This is a genomic window from Dyella sp. A6 (assembly GCF_036320485.1).
Taxonomy (GTDB): domain Bacteria; phylum Pseudomonadota; class Gammaproteobacteria; order Xanthomonadales; family Rhodanobacteraceae; genus Rhodanobacter_A; species Rhodanobacter_A aluminiiresistens.
Genome location: NZ_CP132911.1, coordinates 3,402,361 through 3,423,913, shown reverse-complemented (window position 1 = coordinate 3,423,913; position 21,553 = coordinate 3,402,361). Strand labels below are relative to the sequence as shown.

The window sequence follows — 21,553 nt, the reverse complement described above, 5'->3', positions numbered from 1 at the left end:
GAGTGTAATTCATGGGACGTATCAGGCTGCGGTGGGACACACTTTCAGGCCGGTGTGCCGCCGGTGCACGCAGGAAGCACCATGCCACTGCCGCCTATGAACTCGCCTCGCCGGGCCCTGTCGTTTGGCGTTGAGGTTTGCCTGGCTGATGCCCAGCATCGCCCTTTGCGCATCACCCGCGAGCGCCATGTGCCGTGGCCCGACGGGGCTGCAGCGCGGACCTAGCCTCCACTCAGGTTGTCATGCTTCATTGCTGGCTGGACCGGTGCGCATGGCCATTGTTGTGCCACGCGTGCTGCGATATCGGTGATGGCCATCAAAAGCTTCGGTTCGTGAGCCCGCTTTTGGGGTGTCGGAAGAATCCGTAAATCCGGTGCCGTACACAGCGAGTCAGGGTGTTTTGTGGTGCGGGATTCATTGCGAGGCGATGCATTGCGATGTAAAGCTAGCGCCACCGACGTTGACTTTTTTGAGTGACGCTCACTCCGTTTCGAAAAGTCGGCGAAAGGAGTCTGCAGGGGGATCGAAAGCGCAGGCGTGATTTTCATTTGGTTTGACAGTGGAGCCAGTTGGTTGCGGAAGGAATCCGCCTGTCGACTCGTGCGGGCGGTCATCGCAGAAAATCATTCATGAGAACGGATGCGGAGAGGGATCATGGACAACTCTAGGTTTAATCAGCCGACGGGCACGCGTCGGCATGGCTTGCGTCGGTGTCCGTTGGCGGTGGCCTGCCTGCTCATCACGATGTCCGGTGCAGCTGCAGCTGCAGCTGCAGCCGCTGATGCGCCACAGGGTGCTTTGGCAGCAGCCGGGCAGTCCCGCAACGCCAGCGCGGCTCAGGCCAAGAAGGAGAAAGCGAAGAAGAAACCGATCGCCACCCTCAATGCGGTGGTGGTCACGGGTATTCGCGGCAGCATCGAGAACTCGCTGCAGATCAAGCAGGACTCCGACGACATCGTCGAAGTGATCACTGCCGAGGATATCGGCAAGCTACCTGATGCGAGCATTGCTGAAAGCTTGTCCCGGTTGCCCGGGCTGGCCACCCAGCGTGGCGCCGACGGCATGGCCAACAAGATTTCCATCCGTGGCATGTCGTCCGATTTTGTCGGCACGACGCTCAACGGCCGCGAGGAGGCGTCCACCGGCGAGAACCGCGGCGTGGACTACAACCAGTACCCAGCTGAACTGATCAGTGGCGTGACGGTGTACAAGACACCGGACGCCACTCTGGTCGGCCAGGGCCTGTCTGGCACGATCAACCTGCACACCATCCGGCCGCTGGATTTCAAGAAGATGGAGCTGGCCGCCAACCTGCGCGGCGAGTGGAATTCGAACGGTTCGCAGCATGCGGGCGCGGCCTCCGCCAATACCGGACATCGCGCCAGCATTTCCTTTATCGACCAGTTCCTGGATCACACCCTGGGTGTGGCGGTCGGCTTCGCGCAGCTGGCGACCCCAGTGCAGCAGAAGCAGTACCAGTCCTGGTGGTGGAGCGTCGACAATGGCTCGGCTGGCATCGACCAGAACTGGGGAGGGCCGCACACGGCGGGGCTTCCCGACAACGCGCTCACCCAAGAGGGCATGCAACTGCGCGCGCGTTCGGAAAACCAGCTGCGCAACAGCCTGATGTCCGTGATCGAGTGGCAACCCGGCAACGACTTCACGTCCACGCTGGACCTGTTCTATTCGACGTTCGACAAGCGCAGCTATATCAATGGCCTGCAGTGGTCGAGTACGCCGTGGGACGGCATTTCCTACAGTAATCCGGGAACCAGCAGCTTCCAGCCGTATCCGCTGATCACCTCCGGTACGCTCAACGGGCTGAAGCCGATCATGCAGAACGAGGACACCCACGAGAAGGACCACCTGTTCTCGGTGGGCTGGAAGAACGAGTTCAAGCTACCCGGCGGGTGGTCGACGACCACCGACCTGTCGTATTCGAGCGCCCGTGTGAACCTGCACGATGCCTACCTGTTCACGGGCCTGGCCAACGGCGGCACGATGAACGCGCAGTTCAATCTGCCAACCGGTTACGGTTATCCAACCTTCTCGCCAGGCGTCAATCTCGCCAACCCGTCCAATGTCGTGTTCACCGATCCGGACAACTACGGCTACAACGGCCGCGAGGAGTTCGACCACCAGACCGACAAGATCAAGTCCGTGCGTCTGGACTTCGTGCATGAGATGGGCTGGATCTTCGACAGCGTCGACATCGGTTTCGATTATTCCGATCGCAAGAAGACCAAGAATGCGAATGTGCTGTTTGCCTGGCTGAATGGCAACGGTTCCACCCAGGGGACCTACAGCAATACCTACAGTATGCCGATCAATTCCGGCAACCTGTATGGCTCGACCTCGCTGGGCTACGGCGGCATTCCGGGCATCGTCAACTACAGTGTGCTGGGCGCACTGGCCAGCCAGTTCTACCTGACCCAGAAGAATGGCCAGAACGACTGGAACCGCAACTACTCCGTTGAAGAAAAGGTGCCGCTGGGCTACCTGATGCTCAACGTCGACACCATGCTCGGCGACGTGCCGATCCGCGGCAATGTCGGTGTCCAGTACGTGCATACCGACCAGTCGTCGGTGGCCTACCAGACCACCGGCAGCCAGGTGGCTGGCACGCTCAGGGGCGGTACGACCTACAACAATGTCCTGCCCAGCCTGAACCTGGTGGCCGATCTCGGCAATCGTCAGTACCTGCGCTTTGGTTTCGCAAAGGAGATGGCGCGTGGCCGGATCGACGACGAGAAGGTCGCCAGCTCGGCCGGCGTGTCGCAGATCACCAGCGGCCCGGCGGCCGGCCGGGTGTTGTGGTCGGGAAGCGGTGGCAATCCGCGCCTCAAGCCTTACATTGCCGTCGGTACCGATCTTTCCTGGGAGAAGTATTTCGGCAAGGCCAGCTATGTCGGCGTCGATGTGTTCAACAAGAATCTGCTGAACTACATCTACACGCAGACGGTCGTGAACTACGACTTCTCCGGCTACACCAACACCAACCCGACGCTGACACCCACCAGCAATATCGGTTCGTTCACTACGCCGGAAAACGGTACCGGTGGCCGCATGGAAGGCCTGGAGCTGCAGGGTGGTCTGGAAGGCGGAATGGTGGCCGATGCGCTCGACGGCTTCGGGGCCCAGGCCAATTTCTCGCTGACCAACAGCTCGATCCCACAGAGCACGCTGGCCAGTATTCCGGGTGGTCCCAAGACACTGCCTGGCCTGTCTCGCAAGGTCGCCAACCTGACGCTGTACTACGAAAGGAACGGCTTCGCGGTTCGAGTGGCGGAGCGCTATCGTTCCTCGTACACGGGCGAGGCGGTCGCCCTGTTCGACCAGTTGGGTTACACCAAGATCCTGTCGAACAAGGAGACCGACTTCCAGGCCAGCTACGACTTCTCCAGCGGCCGGTACAAGGGGCTCTCACTGCTTCTTCAAATCAGCAATCTGACCAACACGCCCTTCCGTTCGGAACAGGTCTCGGGTCTACCGAATGGAGTGCAGGTTGGCATGCCGCTCGAGTATGACACCTGGGGGCGTACCGTCCTGTTCGGCGTCAGCTATAAGCTGTAAAGCCAAGGCGGCACCGCAACAACGGTGCCGCCTTGCTTTCGAGTGGACCGCGCCATCCCTGCGGGAAAAGAAGGTTGCGGGGCTGGCCGTACCCGGATGGGTGTGACGTCGGGGGAACATGGGAGCTCCTGACCGGTGTTCCCGCGCGAGCGCAATTCATGGTGAGTTTCAGGCTGCGCCGGGGCACGCTGCTAAGCTGGCTTGTCATCGACGCGCCCCGGGAGCGCCATGTCGCCATCGCCCGTGAATCCATCTCGCCAGGCCATGCGGCTGGCCTGGCTGTTGCTGGTGCTGGCCGCGGCGGCGGGACTGGCATGGTGGTGGTCGCTGGGGCGTCCGGTGATGCTTCCCGACGCGCCGTCGACGCGCATCGCATGCGTGTCGTACGCCCCATACCGGCTGCCGGGGGAAACGCCGTATGACCCGCATGCGTTCATCAGCCCGGCGCGCATCGCGGCTGATCTGCGTGTGCTGTCGCAGCGTTTCGATTGCGTGCGCACGTATTCGCAGGGTCAGGGATTGTCGGCGGTGCCAGCGATCGCACAGCGCTATGGCATGAAGGTGCTGATGGGGATCTGGCTGGATGCCGATGCCAGGGCGAATGCGCGCGAGATCGCGCTGGGCATCGCCAATGCCCGCGCGCATCCGGACGTGTTGCGCGGGGTGATCGTGGGCAACGAAGTGCTGCTGCGCACCGAGCTGGCGCCGAAGGTGCTGGCGCGCTACATCCGCCAGGTGCGTGCGGCGATCCCGGCATCGGTACCGGTGAGCTACGCCGATGTGTGGGAGGACTGGTTGCGCTATCCGCAGATGGCCAGGGCAGTGGATTACCTCACCATCCATATCCTGCCCTACTGGGAAAACGATCCGGTATCGCCCGAACATGCGGTGCGTCACGTGGCCGATGTCTACGCGCGGATCCAGCGCGCGTTTCCCGGCAAGCGGGTGATGATCGGCGAGACCGGCTGGCCCAGCGAGGGGCGCCCGCGTGGGGCGGCGGTGCCCAGCGTGGTGAACGAGGCGCGCTACCTGCGCGAGTTCCTCGCCTATGCGGCGAAGGTGAAGATGCCGTACAACGTGATCGAAGCCTTCGACCAGCCCTGGAAGCGAGTGCAGGAAGGTACCGTCGGCGGCTACTGGGGCATTTTCGATGCACATGCCCGGCCGAAGTTTCCGATGCGCGGACCGGTGACCGAAGATCCCGACTGGTGGCTGGGTTGGCTTGCCGCCGCGGCTGGCGCGTTGCTGTTCACGTTGTCGGCAGGCCGCCGCCGCGACTGGCATGGCATGCGTGGCTGGGCCGCGCTGGTGCTCGCGGGCCTTGCCGGCGGTTGCGCACTGGCCTGGCAGGCACGCCAGATGATCTATGCCTGTGTGGATGGCTGGGACTGGCTGCTTGCCGGTGTGGCCTGGTTGTTGTCGTTGCTGACGGGGGTGCTGCTGGCGCAGTCGCTGGCGAGTGGGCTGGCCGGCATGCGCAGTCCGCACCCACCCGGGGCGGGGTGGCGTTTTGTCTGGCTGTTCGGGCTCGCCTTCTACAGCCTGCTGGAGGTGTTCGACGGACGCTATCGCGATTTTCCACTGGGGCTGTTCGCGTTGCCGTGCGTTGGTTATCTGCTGCTTGCGCTGCTGCGGCCGGTCGCAGCGAGGCCGTCACTGGAGCAGCGTTTCCTTGGCCTGGCGGTAGTTGTGCTGGGCGCGATCATGGTGCTGCAGTCGCTTGGCCAGAATGTATCGACGTGGCTATGGCTGGGCTTGTGCCTGGCGATCGCGCTGCCTGTGCTGCAGGACTGCCGGACGTCGCGCCTGGAGTCGTAGCAGACGCAGGCTGCCGGTCAACAGGGCCAGTGCACCGCCCTCGGGGCAGTACATCAAAAGCGCGAATGCGCCCAGCGCGGCGGCCAGCCAGGCCGCGATGATGCGCGGCCAGCACAGTGCCAGCACGGCCGCCGCCAGCGCGGCCCAGCCGAACGCATACGTGAGGAAGCCCGTCACCGCCCACTGGCGCAGCAGGCACCATGCCGGGCCGTTGCCGGCAGTGCAGCGGTGCGCCAGTTCAGGCGGTTGCACCAGGCCGTAACGCAGCCAGGCTGCCAGCAGGCCGGCCACGATCACCAGCAGCCAGGGCAGGGCCAGTCGCGTGGTCTGGCGCATGGTCACCGGCGTGCGGCCGGAGCAGCCAGTGGCAGGAGAATCTCGGCCGCCAGCGGCAGGTGGTCGGAGAAGGCGCGCGGCAAGGTCCATACCTTGTCCACGCCGATCGATGGCGAGGTAAGGATATGGTCGAGCGCCTTGCGCGGCCGCCAGCTCGGAAAGGTTGGCGTGGGTTGCGCGGGTGGCTGCAGGTTGCAGCGCGCGAACAGCTGCTGCATCTCGGTGCTTTGCGCATCGGTGTTGAGGTCGCCCATCAGCACCGCGCGGGGATGATCCTGCAGCACCTCGGCGATGAAGCCGAGCTGTTTCGCCCGTGCCTGCGCGCTCAGCGAGAGGTGGGCGATCATCACGGCCAGTGCGTCGTCGTCGTTGCCGAAGCGCGCCAGCAGGGCGCCGCGGCCGGGGATGCGGCTAGGCAACGGATAGTCGATCACTTCGACCGGCTGCAGCCGGCTGATCAGGCCGTTGGCCGAATGCGCTACCCGGGCCATCGCACGGTTCGGCTGGTGGCTCCAGTACGGCATGCCGGCGGCTTCGGCGAGGTAGCGCGTCTGGTTGAGAAAGCCCGAGCGCAGACTGCCGGCATCGGCCTCCTGCAGACCGATCACGTCGAACTGCGGCAGCAGGCCGGCAAGGCGGTCGAGATTGTCCAGCTTGCTGCGACCCGGCAGCACGGCGGTAAGGCTGCGCGTGACGTATTCGTGGTAACGCTGCACGCTGCCGCCTGCGAGGATGTTGCAACTCAGCAGGCGCAGGCGGCGGACGGCAGCGGGCGCAGAAGCGGGGCGGTTCATCGGTTCACGTTACACCGCGCGGGCCGTGCCGGGTGTGAACAGGTCGAGGGCGGCTTACTTGCCACCCTTTGCGGCCAGTTCGCGCTTGACCAGCCAATGGGTCAGCGTCACCAGTTGGGCGTAGTTGGCGACGTTGGCGCTGCGGTACTTGCCATCCACCACGATGGTCGGCGTACCGTCCACGCCCCACTTCTGGATCAGCGCCAGATCGGCCTTCATCGCCGCGGTGGCTTCCGGCGAGTTGGCAATGCGCAGGAATTCATCACGCTTCACGCCCTCGCGCGCATAGAAGTCGGCCAGGTCGTCCAGCGAGTTCAGCGGGTAGTGCTGGAAGAATTTTTCGCGGAACAGCTTCAGGTGGGTGCGCGACACCACGCCCAGTTTGTCGGCCGCGTAGTAGGCGCGTGCGAACGGCAGCCAGTACTGGTTGAACGGCGCCGGCACCAGCTTGAACACCACGCCCGGCGGCAGCGACTTGCGCAGCTTTTCGGCGTAGGGCGCGAACTCGGCGCAGTGGATGCAGGCATACGAGAACACCTCCACCACTTCGACCTTGCCCGCCTTGCTGTAGCGCTGGTACGGCTGTGGCAGGGTCACATACTGGTTGCCGTTGGTGAACGGCGCGGCAGCGGTACCCGGGGTGGCGGCGCTGCAGGCGCTGGCCAGCAGCAAGCCGCCGAGCAGGATGAGCGTGCGCAGGGAAGCGAATCGTATGGACATGGGGAAATCTCCGCGGTGGCGGCGGGCGCACGCCGCTGGTCGTGAAAGGGACGGGGGATAGGACGCTGCGCCCGGAGCAGGTCGGGCGCAGCGTGAGACTTACTTGCCTGCAGTTTCCTTGGCCACCAGCCACTTCACCAGCTCGATGGTCTTGCTGTAGCTGCCGGCGCTGATCGGCGTAAGGCGATACTTGCCATTCACCACGATGGTCGGGGTCTCGTCGGCACCGAAGGCCTTGATCTGGTCGTCGGCACGCTTCATCTGCAGGTTCACGCTGAAGGAGTTGGCCACGCCGATGAACTGATCCGGCTTGACGCCGTACTTGGCGTAGAACTTGGCGACGTCCTTGAGGGTGGGCCATTCGGACTGCGGCTTCGGCCGGCCGGTGGTGAGATCGTCGGAGGCCAGTTCGCCGGTCTTCCACACTGCGTCGAACATCGCGTCATAGGTCTTGCCGGCCACGCCAAGCGCCTTCGCAGCGAAATAGGCGCGCTGGAACAGCGGCCAGTTCTCATCGGGACGGAACGAGGCGGGTACATATTCTTCCACCACGTTGGACGGCATGCTGGCGACCAGGCGGTCCCACCATGGGTGGAAGGCATTGCAGGCCGGGCAGGCGTAGGAGAAGACCTCGGTGACGACCACCTTGCCGGGCTGGTCGGTCGGCTGTGCCGGTTGGATCAGGAAGTAGTTCTTGCCTTCCACCCATTTGCCGTTGTCGACGAACGGCTCGGCCGGTGCCGGCGGCTTGGCGGGCGCGCTGGCGGTGGAGGCGCTGGCTGCCGGTGCGGCACTGCTGCTGGCCGCCGGTGTGCTGGCGCTTGCAGCGGCGGCCGGTGCGGCCGTGCTGGCGGCAGTGGCTGCGGTGGTGGTCGCGGCCGGTGCGGGCGCCGGTGCGGCGGTCTGGTCGCTGTTGTGGCTGCTGCAGGCGGCGAGCGCCAGCAGGGCAGTGCACAGGAACGGCAAACGCTTCAGCATGAACTTACCTCTGGATTCAACGTGAATGGGCCGCGGGCCGTGCAGGCATCGCGGTCCCGATATCGATCAATGCGCGCCGGCCGAGGCCGGTGCAGCGATGGAGCCGGTGGCGTGCAGGCCTTCGACATAGCTGGCCACGGCGGCGATTTCCTGGGCGTCGAGCTTCTTCGCGATCATCGGCATGATCTGCGAGTGCGCGTCGCTGCCCCAGGTGGTGCCGTCGTGCCAGGCCTTGAGCTGGGCTTCGACGTATTGTGCGTGCTGGCCGGCGAGCTGTGGATACATCGCCCCCGGATTGCCGCTGCCGTCCATGCTGTGGCATGCCATGCAGGCGGGTACGCCGCGCTTGGTGTCGCCTTCGCGATAGACCTTTTCGCCCTCGGCCACCAGGGCCGTGTCGGCGACGCCGGGGCTCACGTGCTGGCTGGCGAAATAGGCGGCGATATCGCGCATGTCCTGCGCGGACAGCGGTGTGGCCATGCCGAGCATGATCGGGTTCTGCCGCTTGCCGCTCTTGAAGTTTTCCAGTTGGTGCACGATGTACTGTGCATTCTGCCCGGCCAGCTTGGGGTACTGCGGATCGGTGGAATTGCCGTCCATGCCGTGGCAGGCGCCGCAGGCGGCAGCCTTGCCCTGGCCAGCCTTGGGGTCACCGGGCTTGAGGTCGGCGACGGCCGTGCTGGTCGTGCTGGCCGCGGCAGCAGGAGCCGCGGCGGCAGTCGCCGTACTGCTGGCCGCAGCCGGCTTGGCGGCCGTGCTGGCGCTGGTGGGCTGGGTGGTCGGGTGTTTGGCTCCGGTCGCGGCAAACGTGCCGGTGGACATGGCGAGGAGGAGTGCGACAGCGCTGACAAGCACGGATCGGGAACCGGCAGGCCGAAAACTCATACACTTGTCTCCAGGAAAACTGCTAGTGGCTGTGCAGCGCGCCCAAGTGCCTTGCGCGCCATGACTGGCAGAGCTCTTGGATTATCTCTGTGCCACCGCGACCGGTCAAACCATGCCAAACCCGCTTCAAGGCGCGCAATTCGCGCTCGCCGCCCATCGTATCAACCAACTGCCCGCCGACCTTGGGGCGGAGGTGGCCTTCGCCGGGCGATCCAACGCCGGCAAGTCCAGTGCGCTGAACGCACTGACCGGCCACAAGGGCCTGGCGCGTACGTCAAAGACGCCCGGACGGACCCAGCAGATGGTGGCGTTCACCTTGCCGCTGCAGGTGGATGGCAGCGCCGCGCGGCTGATCGACCTGCCCGGTTACGGTTACGCCAAGGTGCCGGAAGATCTGCGCGAGCACTGGAAGCACGAAATCGATGCCTATCTGCACCGACGACAGAGCCTGCGTGGGGTGGTGCTGATCGCCGACATCCGGCATCCGCTGAAGGCGTTCGACCAGATGATGCTGGACTTCTGCGTAGCGACCGCGCTGCCGTGTCATCTGCTGCTGACCAAGGCCGACAAGTTGTCGCGCAACCAGGCCGCGCAATCGCTTGCGACGATTCGCCGCGGGCTTGGCGAGGGCGTGACGGTGCAGGCGTTCTCGTCGACGGCGGGCACCGGGCTGGACGATGCGCGGGAGGCCGTGGTGGCGCTGCTTGGTCGTCGTCGTATCGACCAGGCGAGTGCATAACAGCCATAGGCGCTGGCGGCTCAGTCGCGAAACGCGTCCATGAACACGGCACAAAGCGCTTCCATACCGGCGCGGTCGTCGTCGTCGAAGCGTGCGACCTGTGGGCTGTCCACGTCCCATACGCCGAGCAGGCTGCCGTCCGGCTTCACCAGCGGCACCACGATCTCCGACTGCGAAGCGGCATCGCATGCGATGTGGCCGTCGAAGGCATGGACATCGCGCACCAGCTGGGTCTGGCGCGACTGCGCCGCGGCGCCGCAGACACCGCGGCCAAGCGCGATGCGGATGCATGCCGGCTTGCCCTGGAACGGGCCGACCACCAGCTCGCTGCCGTCATACAGGTAGAAGCCGGCCCAGTTCAGGTCGGGCAGGCTGTGGAATACCAGCGCACTGAAATTGGCGGCATTGGCGATCAGGTCGTGCTCGCCGGCGAGCAGGCCGCGGGCCTGGTCCGCCAGGTCGGCATAGTGCTCGAGCTTGCTGGCGTAGGTATGCGATGCGATCTCGAACATGGGGTTCGGCGGTGTGGACAATGGCCGTATTATGCCTGCTTCGTGTTGGTGGGCGATGCGGTGAGCAGGGCCCGGCACGGTCCGGGCTTCGTGGTCGGCTCCCCGGATCTGTTCGTGGGTCATGCGGTGCATGCACCCCGGTGTCGTTGGTGATTGATGCCCGAGGTGATGGGTAACGGAGCCTGTCCGACATTCCGGAGCGACTGCTGTACATTCCGCTCGCCGCATCCACGATTTCACTGCCGGCTCTGCAGGCGTCTCGACGGGACCGACCGTGCCGGCATCGCCTTCAACACATGCCATCACCCGCAATGAATACACGACTGTTTGTCGCCGGTACCGATACCGGCATCGGCAAGACCCACGCCTCCTGCACCCTGTTGCACGCCTTGCGCGCGGACGGTCGCCGTGCCTGCGGCATGAAGCCCGTGGCCAGCGGCTGCGAGGAAACGCCCGAAGGCCTGCGCAACGAGGATGCGCTGGCGTTGTTGGCGGCCGGCGATTCCAGGCTGCCCTATGCGAGCATCAATCCGGTGACCCTGCGCGAGCCGCTGTCGCCGCATCTGGCAGCGGCGCATGAGGGCGTCACCATTGCATTGCCGCCGCTGCATGCCGCGTTCGAGGCGCTCTGCGACGCGCACGACGCCGTCGTGGTCGAAGGTGTGGGCGGCTGGCGCGTGCCGCTGGCGCCCGGACTGTTCGCCTCGGACATCGCCAGGGAATGGGCCTTGCCGGTCGTACTGGTCGTGGGTCTGCGGCTGGGCTGCCTGAGTCATGCGCTGCTCAGTGCCGAAGCGATTGTCGCGGACGGCTGTCGCCTGGTCGGCTGGATCGGTAACCGCATCGATCCGGCCATGGATGCGGTCGATGAGAACATCGCCACGTTGCGCGAGCTGTTGCCGGCACCGTGCATGGGTATCCTTCCGCACGGGGTGTCGCCGGCGGATGCCGCCGGGCGACTGGACCTGGCCGTGCTGCAGGCCTGATATTCACGCCTGGCATGCCTGGCCCGCCGCATGCTCATGGATACATTCACAAGGAGGACGCATGATCAGCCGGAACCACTATTACCTGTCTGTCGCCAACTTGGCGCATGCCCGCGGCAGCGAGCCCTCGCTGAGCTACGACGGCGCCGGTCCCGGTGATTTCGCCGCCGCGTTGCAGGAGTCCCTGCGCAGCCCGATCCTGTTCGAGCGTTGGCGTGCGCTGCAGCCCGATCCGGCCGAGATCGACCCCGCACTGGGTGCGACAGATGCGCAGGCCGAGGTGCGCGCGCAGGTGGCCGACCTGCATGTGGACGTGGATGTGGTCACCAGCTTGCCGATGAGCCTGCTGCGCCAGCGCCTGAACTGGCTTATCGGCGCCGACTGGCAGCTGCACGACGTGCGCGCGGCCTGAATGCGTCGCGGCGCGTAAACACTGGCCGAGTGCGGCGTTGCCGCGCTCGCCCTTGGAAGATCGGCACGCGGTGGGTACAGTCGAAGGTTTACGACTCACCGCGTCCGCCATGCGGGCGCCTTCATGAAAGGAACCCTTCATGCCACGCATGCGCCTGCTCGTGATCGCCACGTCCATTGCCCTTGCCGCCTGTTCGCAGCCGCACTCCAGCGACGCCGCGAAGAAGGCACCCGCCCCGACTTCCACCGCGCCGGCCAAGGCGGCCAGCGTTGCCGCACCGGTGGCCGACGCCACGGCCAGCAACCCGTTCTTCACCGCCAGCACGCTGCCGTTCCAGGCGCCGCCGTTCGACAAGATCAAGGACAGCGATTACCAGCCGGCGATCGATGAGGGCATGAAGCGCCAGCTCGCCGAAGTCGACAAGATCGCCAACAATCCGGCACCGCCGACCTTCGAGAACACCTATGTGGCGCTGCAGAAGACCGGTGTGCTGCTGAACCGCGTGATGGCGGTGTTCAACGGCGTCACCGGCGCCAATACCGACCCGACCCTGCAGAAGGTGCAGGAAGAGGAAGCGCCCAGGCTTGCCGCGCACCAGGACGCGATCTACCTCAACGACAAGCTGTTCGCGCGCATCCAGAAGGTCTACGACGAGCGCGATTCGCTGAAGCTCGACCCCGAATCCCAGCGCCTGCTGGTGGTGGTCCACCGCAACTTCGTGATGGCCGGTGCCAAGTTGTCCGACGCGGACAAGGCCAAGCTCAAGAAGCTGAACCAGGAAGACTCCACGCTCAGCACCCAGTTCACCAACAAGTTGCTGGCCGCCACCAAGGACGGCGCGCTGGTGATCGACGACAAGGCCCAGCTGGCCGGCCTTTCGAACGCCGAGATCGATGCCGCAGCGCAGGCCGCCAAGGCACGTGGCCTGACCGGCAAGTGGGTACTGCCGCTGCAGAACACCACCCAGCAGCCGCTGCTGCGCGACCTCGATGACCGCGCGACCCGCAAGGCGCTGTTCGAAGCCTCCTGGAACCGCGCCGAGAAGGGCGGTCCGGACGATACCCGCGACACCATCGAGAAGCTGGCCAAGGTGCGCGCCGAGGAGGCCAAGCTGCTGGGCTTCCCGAACTACGCCGCCTGGAAGCTGCAGGACCAGATGGCCAAGAACCCCGCCACGGTGATGAAGTTCATGGCCAAGCTGACGCCTGCTGCGGTGGCACGCGCCAAGGCCGAGGCTGCCGAGATTCAGAAGCAGATCGACAAGGACCAGGCCAAGCTGCACAAGCCCACCTTCAAGCTGCAGCCGTGGGACTGGGAGCACTACGCCGAGCAGGTGCGCAAGGCCAAGTACGACCTGGACGAGAACCAGCTCAAGCCGTACTTCGAACTCGACAACGTGCTCAAGAACGGCGTGTTCTATGCGGCCCACGAGCTGTACGGGCTGACCTTCAAGGAACGCAAGGACATTCCGGTGTACCAGCCAGACGTGCGCGTGTTCGAGGTCTACGACAAGGACGGCAAGCCTCTGGCGCTGTTCTACTGCGATTACTTTAAGCGCGACAACAAGGGCGGCGGTGCCTGGATGGACAACTTCGTCTACCAGTCCAAGCTGCTCGGCACCAAGCCGGTGATCTACAACGTCGCCAACTTCACCAAGCCCGCGCCGGGTCAGCCCGCGCTGCTGTCGATGGATGACGTGATCACCATGTTCCACGAGTTCGGGCACGCGCTGAACGGCATGTTTGCCGACGAGGAATACCAGACCCTTTCCGGCACCAACACCGCCCGCGACTTCGTCGAGTTCCCCTCGCAGTTCAACGAACACTGGGCGACCAACCCCAAGGTGTTCGCGCATTACGCGGTGAACTACAAGACCGGCAAGCCGATGCCCAAGGCGCTGGTCGAGAAGATGCGCAAGGCCGGCATGTTCAACAAGGGCTACGACATGACCGAGCTGGTCTCCGCGGCCCTGCTCGACATGAACTGGCACATGCTGCCGGCCAGCGCGCCGAAGCAGGATGCGGACAAGTTCGAGGAAGCATCGCTGAAGAAGGACGGTGTCTATCTCAGCTACGTGCCGCCGCGCTATCGCTCCAGCTATTTCCAGCACATCTGGGGCAACGGCTATGCCGCCGGCTATTACGCCTATCTGTGGACCGAGATGCTGGCGGACGATGCCTATGCGGACTTCAAGGCGCACGGTGGCCTGACCCGCGCCAACGGCCAGCGTTTCCGCGACATGATCCTCTCGCGCGGCAACACCGAGGACCTGGCGAAGATGTACAAGGACTGGCGCGGCAAGGCCCCCAGCATCGAGCCGATGCTGATCGACCGCGGTCTGAAGGACGCGCCGAAGAAGTAAGCAATCCGTCGCTTTTCAGTCGTACACATCAGTCGTACACAGGCCCGCCTTCATGGCGGGCCTGTGCTTTTGTGGGGTATCGCATCCGTGGTGCAGCGATGCCGGCGGGCGGCATTTACAGCATGTAGCTGATGGTCAGCGAACTCTGCCAGGGAGCCACCAGCTGGTGGCCGCGCACATGCTGGTAAAGCGGCGCGGCGATGCTTGCATCCACCCGCAGGCGGGACCATTGCAGCTCCAGCGCAGGTGAGGCCAGTACCCGCTGGTAACCACTGTTGGCCGGGTCGGCAGCGCTGCCACGATCGTGGTCGCGCAGCGAGACAAGTGCCTGCAGGATCGGGGTGAGATGGATGCGCGGAGCCAGGTTCCAGCCGACAGGGTAAACGCCCAGTGCGGCATCCAGCTCATTGCCGGGCCGGTAGCCGGCACGGCCTGCCGTCGGAAGGTCGACCATGCCTTGCGCAAAGCCACCCCAGCCCGCATTGGCGCCGAACCGCCACTGGTGATAGCCGCCCAGCAGCAGGTCGGTGGTGCCGGTGCCGATCTCGGTATCGCGGTCGAAGTGGGCGTACGTCCAGTCGCCAGTGGCCAGCTTCAGGCCGAACAGCAGGCCGGTCGAGCGGTCGGGCGAGAAGCCGGTGTAGCTGCCGGTGACACGGATGTCGCCGAGTGCGCCATGGTCATAGCTGGCGAGTTGGTCAGCATCGCCCGCAGTGGTGAAGTGACGCTGCCAGTAGGGAACCTCGACCCGCAAACCCCAGTTACGGCCGAACAGCGTCTGCAGGCCGAAGGTCTGGAACAGAGTGCGGATGTGCCGGTCGCTGTTGGCATTGGCGGGCGCGCTGCTGTCGCCGAACCAGTCCTTGCTCTGGTCCAGTTCGTCGAAGCGGGCGTAGATCGTGGTGCCGCTTTGCATGGTGGTCGGCAACATGCCGGTGGTGCCGACCTGGAAGATGCCGCACCCGCAGGCACAGGCCAGGACGCGGTGGGGCAGGACCAGCAGGATCAGGAATAGCGCACCTGCCAGCAGGCGGGTGCCGGGCGCGTGGTTGGACATGGGGAGGACAACGGTTCAGAGGAAGTCGCAAAGTCTAGACCATGGTCCATGGTTTGCCGCGTGGCGCACTGTCGCAGCCGGGCGCGACCGGTCGTCAGTGTCAGTAGGCGAACTCCCGGAACACAGGATCGACGCTGCCGTTCCATGCGCCGTGGAACAGTTCCAGTTTGCGTTCGGCAGGGGTCTGGTTGGCTTCGACGATTTCGATCAGCGGCTCCAGGAAGATGCTCTCGTCGGCGCCATTGCGGTTGAGTCGGGCGCGCCGCTTGAGGCCGTGCGCCGCGATCTTCAGCGTTTCGCGCGCCAGGTCGCGCACGGTGCCCTGGCGGAACGGCAGTTTCAGCGCATGCTCCGGCACGCCGTCGCGCAGCGCATGACGTTCAGTGCGGGTAAAGTCCCTGACCAGGTCCCAGGCCGCGTCGAGCGCTTCGTCGTCGTACAGCAGACCGACCCACAGCGCCGGCAGTGCGCACAGGCGGTTCCACGGTCCGCCGTCGGCGCCGCGCATTTCCAGATACTGCTTCAGGCGCACTTCCGGGAAGGCGGTGGTGAGGTGGTCGGCCCAGTCCTTCATGGTGGCGCGCACGCCCGGCAGCGAGGGCAGCTCGCCACGGAGGAAGCGGCGGAAGTCCTGGCCGGCGAGGTCGATGTACTGGCCGTCCTGGTAGCTGAAGTACATCGGCACATCGAGAATGTAATCGACGTAGCGCTCGTAGCCGAAGCCGTCTTCGAACACGAAGTCCAGCATGCCGGTGCGGTCCGGGTCGGTGTCGGTCCAGATGTGCGAGCGGTAGGACAGGTAGCCGTTCGGCCGGCCGTCGGTGAACGGCGAGTCGGCGAACAGTGCCGTGGCGATCGGCTGCAGCGCGAGACTGGTGCGGAACTTGCGCACCATGTCCGCTTCGGTGGCGAAATCCAGGTTCACCTGCACGGTGCAGGTGCGCGTCATCATGTCCAGGCCGAGCTGGCCGACCCTGGGCATGTATTCGCGCATGATCTTGTAGCGGCCCTTGGGCATCCAGGGCATCTCGTCACGCCGCCACTTGGGCTGGAAGCCCATGCCGAGAAAGCCCAGGCCGAGGTCGCTGGCCACCGAGCGCACTTCGTCCAGGTGCGAGTTCACCTCGCAGCAGGTCTGGTGGATGCTTTCCAGCGGGGCGCCGGAAAGTTCGAGCTGGCCGGCCGGTTCCAGGGTGATCGAGGCGCCGTTTCGGGACAGCGCGACCGGCGCGTCGCCTTCGCGAGCGATCGCCCAGTCGTAGCGGCTGGCGATGCCTTCGAGCAGCGCGCGGATGCCGTGTTCCCCTTCGAAGGCAGGCGGACGCAGGTCGTCGGTGCGAAAGCCGAATTTCTCGTGTTCGGTACCGATGCGCCAGGCTTCCCGTGGCTTTTCCCCGGCGGCAAGGTAGTCGACAAGCTGCTGACGACCCTGGATCGGGGTGCTCTTCACGGCGCTGGGTATCGACACGGGGGATTCCTCTACAGGGAAGCGCTCAGCATGGGGGCGGCCGACGCGGATTCAACGTGCGGCCGGTCAGCCGGGTTGGCGGGCGGCTGCGCCTTGATCGGTCGATGCGGGGAAGTCCACCCGCATGCGTGCACCGCCTTCCGCGCCATCGAGAATGAACAGGGACGCCTGGTGCAGGCGGGCGACCTCCTCGACGATGGCCAAGCCCAGGCCGCTGCCCTGACCCTGGCCGCTGGCGCGGTAGAAGCGCTCGCGCACCCGTTCGCGCTCGGCCGGAGGGATGCCGGGGCCATCGTCTTCCACCTCCAGATACGGCTGCCTGTTTTCGTCCACGCCGCAGCGTACCGTGATCTGGCCCCCGGTCGGAGCATGGCGGATCGCGTTGTCGACCAGATTCACCAGCAGCTCGTGGAGCAGCCAGTAGATGCCTTCGACCTGGGCGGGCCGACAGTCGGCGCCCAGGTCGATACCGCGGGCCAGTGCGCGGTCGTGCATGGTGGAGACGACCGCGCCGATCAGGGTCGGCAACTGCAATGCAGTGAAGTCGCCCGAGCGATGGGCCGACGGTTCGGCCCGCGCCAGCGCCAGCAACTGGCTGGTGGTATGGGCCAGCCGGTCGATGCCTTCCTGCATGGCTTCGATGCGTGCGTGCTGCGGGCCGTGGTCATGCTCGCGCGCCAGCACGTCGAGCTGGGCCCGGATGCCGGTCAGGGGGGTGCGCAACTGGTGGGCGGCATTGGTCAGGAAGTGCTGCTGGGCGCGGGTCGAGTCGCGCACCGTGACCAGCATGCCGTTGAACGAGGCGACCAGCGGGCGCACCTCGGCCGGCACCGGTTCGATGGTCAGCGGCTTCAGTCCCTCGGGCGGCTGCCTGGCGATCTCTTCCCGCAGGCGGCGCAACGGGCGCAATGCGAAGGTGATGCCGAACATGGCAATGGCCAGCACCAGCAGCAGCTGCAGACCGTCGCTGATGCCGATCATCAGGTCGAGGCGATTGATCACGCGGTTGCGCCAGAGCATGGATTCGGCGGCGGAAATCACCACCGGCTGACCGGCCACCGTCGCACGCATGCTGAGCACGCGTACCGGCATGCCGTGGTAATCGGTATCCAGGTAACCGCTGCCGTGTCTGCCGATCGGCGCGATGGCCAGGTCGGGCGTACCGGCGAGCGTGCGCCCGTCCGGCGCGCTGACCCGGAAGCGGAAGTGCTCGAGTGGCCGGAACCGGTGTGGCTCAGGCGGATGTCCGAACAGCGGCATGTGGAAGAACGGCGGCCTGTCGCCGTCATCGGGGTCGGGATGCGGGTGCCAGCCATAGTGCGACGGCGGCTGCGGGGGCCAGTGGACGGCGAGTCGTCCGTCCGGGCCGCGGGTGATGTGCGAGGCGATCTCGGTGGTCGTCCGCGTGAGCATGCGGTCGAATGCGGCGTACACCGGCGAAACCAGGGTGCGGTGATCGATCCAGATGCTGGCGGCCATGACCACCAGCAGTGGCAGCAGCAGGTAGACCAGCAGGCGGGTACGGATGCTGGGCGTGAAGCTGCGCTCAGGCGTCTTCAAGGCGATAGCCCAGGCCACGGATACTGCGCACCGTGGCATCCGAACCGAGTTTGGCACGCAGCCGGGAGACGTGGACCTCGATCGCGTTGCCGGAGATTTCCTCGTCGCCGCCCAGGATCGCCTGCATCAGGCGCTCCTTGCTGACCACGCGGCCGCTGTGCAGGCTCAGGCATTCGAGGATGGACCATTCGCGCCGGGTCAGGTCCAGCGCCTTGCCATCGGTGCCGGTGACCCGTTTGCCGGCCAGGTCGATGCGCAGCGCGCCGACATTCAGTTCGTTGGACCCGGCCACGCCGGCGCGGCGGATCAGGGCGCGACAGCGCGCGGCCAGTTCCGGCAGCGCGAAGGGCTTGGTGAGGTAATCGTCGGCGCCCAGGTCGAGTGCGTTGACACGGTCGTCCAGGCGGTCGCGGGCAGTCACGATCAGCAGTGGCAGCGAGCTGCCCGAACGGCGCAGATGACGGACCAGGGCCAGTCCGTCCATGCCGGGCAGCCCGAGGTCGACGATGGCCAGGTCGTAATGGGTGATCGCCAGCCGCGCGGGCACGCCTTCGGCGTTGTCCACAGCGTCCACCACGTAGCCCTCCGAGGACAGGCCGCGGGTGATGGCGTCGGATACCAGGGAGTCGTCTTCGACAAGCAGTATGCGCATGGTGACCATCGGTGGATGTGAAGCGCAGATGCTAGCAGCCGGACCGCCCCGGCGTGACTGTCCGACATCATGGCGCGGCAAAATGCGCGATCCGGAAACGACGAGGCCGGCATGGGGCCGGCCTCGTGGTTCGCAGCGTGCGCAGGGTGTTCAGCGCTTCATCGAGTTGAAGAATTCGTCGTTGGACTTGGTGTTCTTCATCTTGTCGAGCATGAACTCCATCGCGGCCAGCTCGTCCATCGGATGCAGCAACTTGCGCAGGATCCAGATCTTGGCCAGTAGGTCCGGATCGATCAGCAGGTCCTCGCGGCGGGTGCCGGAGCGGTTGATGTCGATGGCCGGGTAGACGCGCTTCTCGGAGATCCGGCGGGAAAGGTGCACTTCCATGTTGCCGGTGCCCTTGAACTCCTCGTAGATCACCTCGTCCATCTTCGAGCCGGTGTCGATCAGCGCGGTGGCGATGATGGTCAGCGAGCCGCCTTCCTCGACGTTGCGGGCGGCGCCAAAGAAGCGCTTCGGGCGCTGCAGCGCATTGGCGTCCACGCCGCCGGTGAGCACCTTGCCGGAGCTGGGCACCACGGTGTTGTAGGCGCGGGCCAGGCGGGTGATCGAATCGAGCAGGATGATCACATCCTTCTTGTGCTCGACCAGGCGCTTGGCCCGCTCGATCACCATCTCGGCCACCTGCACGTGGCGCACGGCCGGCTCGTCGAAGGTGGAGCTGATCACCTCGGCGCGCACGGTGCGGGCGATCTCGGTCACTTCCTCCGGTCGCTCGTCGACCAGCAGGATTATCAGGTGCGATTCGGGATGGTTGTACTGGATCGCCTGGGCGATGTTCTGCAGCATCATCGTCTTGCCCGACTTGGGCTGGGAGACGATCAGGCCGCGCTGGCCTTTGCCGATCGGTGCGATCAGGTCGAGGATGCGGCCGGTGATGTCCTCGCTCGACCCGTTGCCGCGCTCCAGCTTGTAGGCCTTGCGCGGGAACAACGGGGTGAGGTTCTCGAACAGCATCTTGTTCTTCGACGCCTCCGGCGGATCGCCGTTGATGTCGTCGACGCGCAGCATGGCGAAGTAGCGCTCGCCTTCCTTCGGATGGCGCACGCGCCCGGTGATGTAGTCGCCGGTGCGCAGGTTGAAGCGGCGGATCTGGCTGGGACTGACGTAGATGTCGTCCGGGCCGGCCAGGTAGCTTTCGTCGGCCGAGCGCAGGAAGCCGAAGCCGTCCTGCAGGATCTCCAGCACGCCCTCGGCCCAGATGCCGCCGCCGGAGCGGGCGTGCGCCTTGAGGATGTTGAAGATCACGTCCTGGCGGCGCTGGCGTGCCACGCCTTCGCGGATGCCCAGCGATTCGGCGAAGGTCAGCAGTTCCGGCGCCTTCATCCGCTTCAGTTCGGTGAGGTTGATCAGGCGGTCGTTGCTGCCGGCGTCGGCGTTCTCGTCGTCGTCCATCGGCAGGCCGTGCGGGTTGCGCGGGTGGCCGTTGCCCTGATTGCCCGGGTTGCCCTGGCGCTGGCCGCGCTCATGGCGGCGGCGGCGGCCGCGTCCATCGCGCTCGTTGCGGCGCTCGTTGCCGCCACTATTGCCGTTGCCCTGGGACGCGGGCGGTGGATTGCCGCCTTCGCGTGCTTCCGATGCCGGTGCTGCAGCGCTTTCCGCAGATGGCGCGGGCGCAGCGGGTTCGGGTGCTGCTGCCGGTGCCGGGGCCGGCGCTGCTGCCGGGGCTGGCGCGGGGGCCGCAGGCTCTACCGGCAGGCTGGCCTGCTCGGGCTTGCTGGCCTTGGCGGCGGTCTTGCGCGGGGCGCGCGGGCGGGGTTCGCTCGCAGGCTTGGCTTCGGCGCCCTGGGCGTCGGTCGGTTCTTGGCTTTCGATATCGGACACGGGCAAACCTCTGCGGGGCGCCGTTGATGAAAAAAGGAGGGATTGAGCGTCGCGCGGAGCGCGCAGGGGACAGGACGGTCCCGACGGTCTTGCTGAATCTAACACCCGCCGCGCGGCGTCGTAAAGCGGCGCGGCGGGTGGGGCGTCAGAGCGCCTTGTCGATCATCTGGGCCAGCTGGCCCTTGCTGACGGCGCCGATCTGGGTGGCCTCGACCTTGCCGTTCTTGAACACCATCAGGGTGGGAATGCCGCGTACACCATAGGTGCGGGGCGTTTTCTGATTGTCGTCGATGTTGATCTTGGCGATCCGCAGCTTGCCTTCGTACTGCTTGGCCAGATCGTCGAGAACGGGTGCGATGGCCTTGCACGGGCCGCACCATTCGGCCCAGAAGTCCAGCAGCACGGGGGTCTCGGACTGGAGCACTTCCTGTTCGAAGGCATCGTCGCTTACATGGGTAATCAGGTCGCTCATCGGGATCTCCGTGGAGGGCGTAAAGGGGGAATGACGACCACGCGGCCGGCATCAGCTACACTCAGGCGCCCGGATTGCGCAAGAGCGGCCGTATCTCATGAAAGGGATGCCGTTGCGGCAGGCCTCCATTCCAGCGTAACTCGGGGCGCGATTCAAGCGATTCAAGGGCAGCGGGCGGATGGTTCCGTTGACATTGGCGAGGCGGCTGGACGGTGCAGCCGCCTCGCCAATGCCAGCGGGGCCGACGCGGGAACCTGTCCACGTCGTGCGGCGCTGCCCGCGGTCGTCGCGGTCGTCCGGAAAGCCACCTCAAGAGGGCCCGGGCGCCACCGCCGCCGTGCTGCG

At 65.6% G+C, this 21,553-nt stretch carries 18 protein-coding genes; 6 read left to right on the top strand and 12 right to left on the bottom strand.

Features of this window, described 5'->3' with window-relative positions:
• The first annotated feature begins 654 nt into the window (after window positions 1-654).
• Both RA164_RS15265 and RA164_RS15260 read left to right on the top strand, forming a co-directional pair.
• Window positions 655-3,573 carry a TonB-dependent receptor gene (locus tag RA164_RS15265; protein ID WP_329741693.1) on the top strand — a complete coding sequence of 973 codons (2,919 nt, stop codon included), beginning with the start codon at window positions 655-657 and terminating at the stop codon, window positions 3,571-3,573.
• A gap of 228 nt (window positions 3,574-3,801) precedes the next feature.
• Complete coding sequence (locus tag RA164_RS15260; protein ID WP_329741692.1) at window positions 3,802-5,391, top strand: glycoside hydrolase family 17 protein; 1,590 nt, start codon at window positions 3,802-3,804, stop codon at window positions 5,389-5,391.
• Here RA164_RS15260 and RA164_RS15255 read toward each other — a convergent pair.
• The 5 genes from RA164_RS15255 to RA164_RS15235 form a co-directional block, all read right to left on the bottom strand.
• Window positions 5,317-5,727 (bottom strand): hypothetical protein, encoded by a 411-nt coding sequence (locus RA164_RS15255; protein ID WP_329741691.1) that lies wholly within the window; start codon window positions 5,725-5,727, stop codon window positions 5,317-5,319. The genes RA164_RS15260 and RA164_RS15255 overlap by 75 nt on opposite strands.
• 2 nt (window positions 5,728-5,729) lie before the next feature.
• Window positions 5,730-6,521 carry an endonuclease/exonuclease/phosphatase family protein gene (locus RA164_RS15250; RefSeq protein WP_329741690.1) on the bottom strand — a complete coding sequence of 264 codons (792 nt, stop codon included), beginning with the start codon at window positions 6,519-6,521 and terminating at the stop codon, window positions 5,730-5,732.
• A 54-nt stretch (window positions 6,522-6,575) separates the two neighbouring features.
• Window positions 6,576-7,241: a thiol:disulfide interchange protein DsbA/DsbL gene (locus RA164_RS15245; RefSeq protein WP_329741689.1), complete on the bottom strand. Its 666-nt coding sequence runs from the start codon at window positions 7,239-7,241 to the stop codon at window positions 6,576-6,578.
• Between the two features lie 99 nt (window positions 7,242-7,340).
• The gene (locus tag RA164_RS15240; RefSeq protein WP_329741688.1) at window positions 7,341-8,219 is read right to left on the bottom strand and encodes a thiol:disulfide interchange protein DsbA/DsbL; all 879 of its coding nucleotides are present in this window, start codon (window positions 8,217-8,219) and stop codon (window positions 7,341-7,343) included.
• 66 nt (window positions 8,220-8,285) lie between these two features.
• Window positions 8,286-9,041: a c-type cytochrome gene (locus RA164_RS15235; RefSeq protein ID WP_329741687.1), complete on the bottom strand. Its 756-nt coding sequence runs from the start codon at window positions 9,039-9,041 to the stop codon at window positions 8,286-8,288.
• Between the two features lie 175 nt (window positions 9,042-9,216).
• Between RA164_RS15235 and yihA the strand changes: the two genes are divergently transcribed.
• The gene (gene yihA / locus RA164_RS15230) at window positions 9,217-9,843 is read left to right on the top strand and encodes a ribosome biogenesis GTP-binding protein YihA/YsxC (protein WP_329741686.1); all 627 of its coding nucleotides are present in this window, start codon (window positions 9,217-9,219) and stop codon (window positions 9,841-9,843) included.
• 20 nt (window positions 9,844-9,863) lie between these two features.
• On the opposite strand, the gene RA164_RS15225 is transcribed toward yihA, so the two are convergent.
• Window positions 9,864-10,355 (bottom strand): GAF domain-containing protein, encoded by a 492-nt coding sequence (locus RA164_RS15225; RefSeq protein ID WP_329741685.1) that lies wholly within the window; start codon window positions 10,353-10,355, stop codon window positions 9,864-9,866.
• A gap of 311 nt (window positions 10,356-10,666) precedes the next feature.
• Between RA164_RS15225 and bioD the strand changes: the two genes are divergently transcribed.
• From bioD to dcp, 3 genes are all read left to right on the top strand, one after another.
• Window positions 10,667-11,341, top strand: a complete 675-nt coding sequence (gene bioD, locus RA164_RS15220; protein WP_329741684.1) for a dethiobiotin synthase — start codon at window positions 10,667-10,669, stop codon at window positions 11,339-11,341.
• 61 nt (window positions 11,342-11,402) lie between these two features.
• The gene (locus RA164_RS15215; RefSeq protein WP_329741683.1) at window positions 11,403-11,753 is read left to right on the top strand and encodes a hypothetical protein; all 351 of its coding nucleotides are present in this window, start codon (window positions 11,403-11,405) and stop codon (window positions 11,751-11,753) included.
• 139 nt (window positions 11,754-11,892) lie between these two features.
• The gene (dcp, locus tag RA164_RS15210; protein ID WP_329741682.1) at window positions 11,893-14,115 is read left to right on the top strand and encodes a peptidyl-dipeptidase Dcp; all 2,223 of its coding nucleotides are present in this window, start codon (window positions 11,893-11,895) and stop codon (window positions 14,113-14,115) included.
• 115 nt (window positions 14,116-14,230) lie between these two features.
• Here dcp and RA164_RS15205 read toward each other — a convergent pair whose 3' ends face one another.
• The 6 genes from RA164_RS15205 to trxA form a co-directional block, all read right to left on the bottom strand.
• Window positions 14,231-15,172: a hypothetical protein gene (locus tag RA164_RS15205; RefSeq protein ID WP_329741681.1), complete on the bottom strand. Its 942-nt coding sequence runs from the start codon at window positions 15,170-15,172 to the stop codon at window positions 14,231-14,233.
• 100 nt (window positions 15,173-15,272) lie between these two features.
• A complete protein-coding gene (locus RA164_RS15200; protein WP_329741680.1) occupies window positions 15,273-16,640 on the bottom strand; it encodes a glutamate--cysteine ligase in 1,368 nt (455 codons plus the stop codon).
• Window positions 16,641-16,706: 66 nt separating this feature from the next.
• Window positions 16,707-18,218: a sensor histidine kinase gene (locus RA164_RS15195; protein WP_329741679.1), complete on the bottom strand. Its 1,512-nt coding sequence runs from the start codon at window positions 18,216-18,218 to the stop codon at window positions 16,707-16,709.
• Window positions 18,187-18,852 carry a response regulator gene (locus RA164_RS15190; protein WP_329741678.1) on the bottom strand — a complete coding sequence of 222 codons (666 nt, stop codon included), beginning with the start codon at window positions 18,850-18,852 and terminating at the stop codon, window positions 18,187-18,189. Before RA164_RS15190 ends, RA164_RS15195 begins: the two co-directional genes overlap by 32 nt.
• A gap of 150 nt (window positions 18,853-19,002) precedes the next feature.
• Window positions 19,003-20,736, bottom strand: coding sequence for a transcription termination factor Rho (gene rho / locus RA164_RS15185; protein ID WP_329741677.1), 1,734 nt, complete (start codon window positions 20,734-20,736; stop codon window positions 19,003-19,005).
• Between the two features lie 145 nt (window positions 20,737-20,881).
• Complete coding sequence (gene trxA, locus RA164_RS15180; protein ID WP_329741676.1) at window positions 20,882-21,208, bottom strand: thioredoxin TrxA; 327 nt, start codon at window positions 21,206-21,208, stop codon at window positions 20,882-20,884.
• Between the last annotated feature and the right edge of the window lie 345 nt (window positions 21,209-21,553).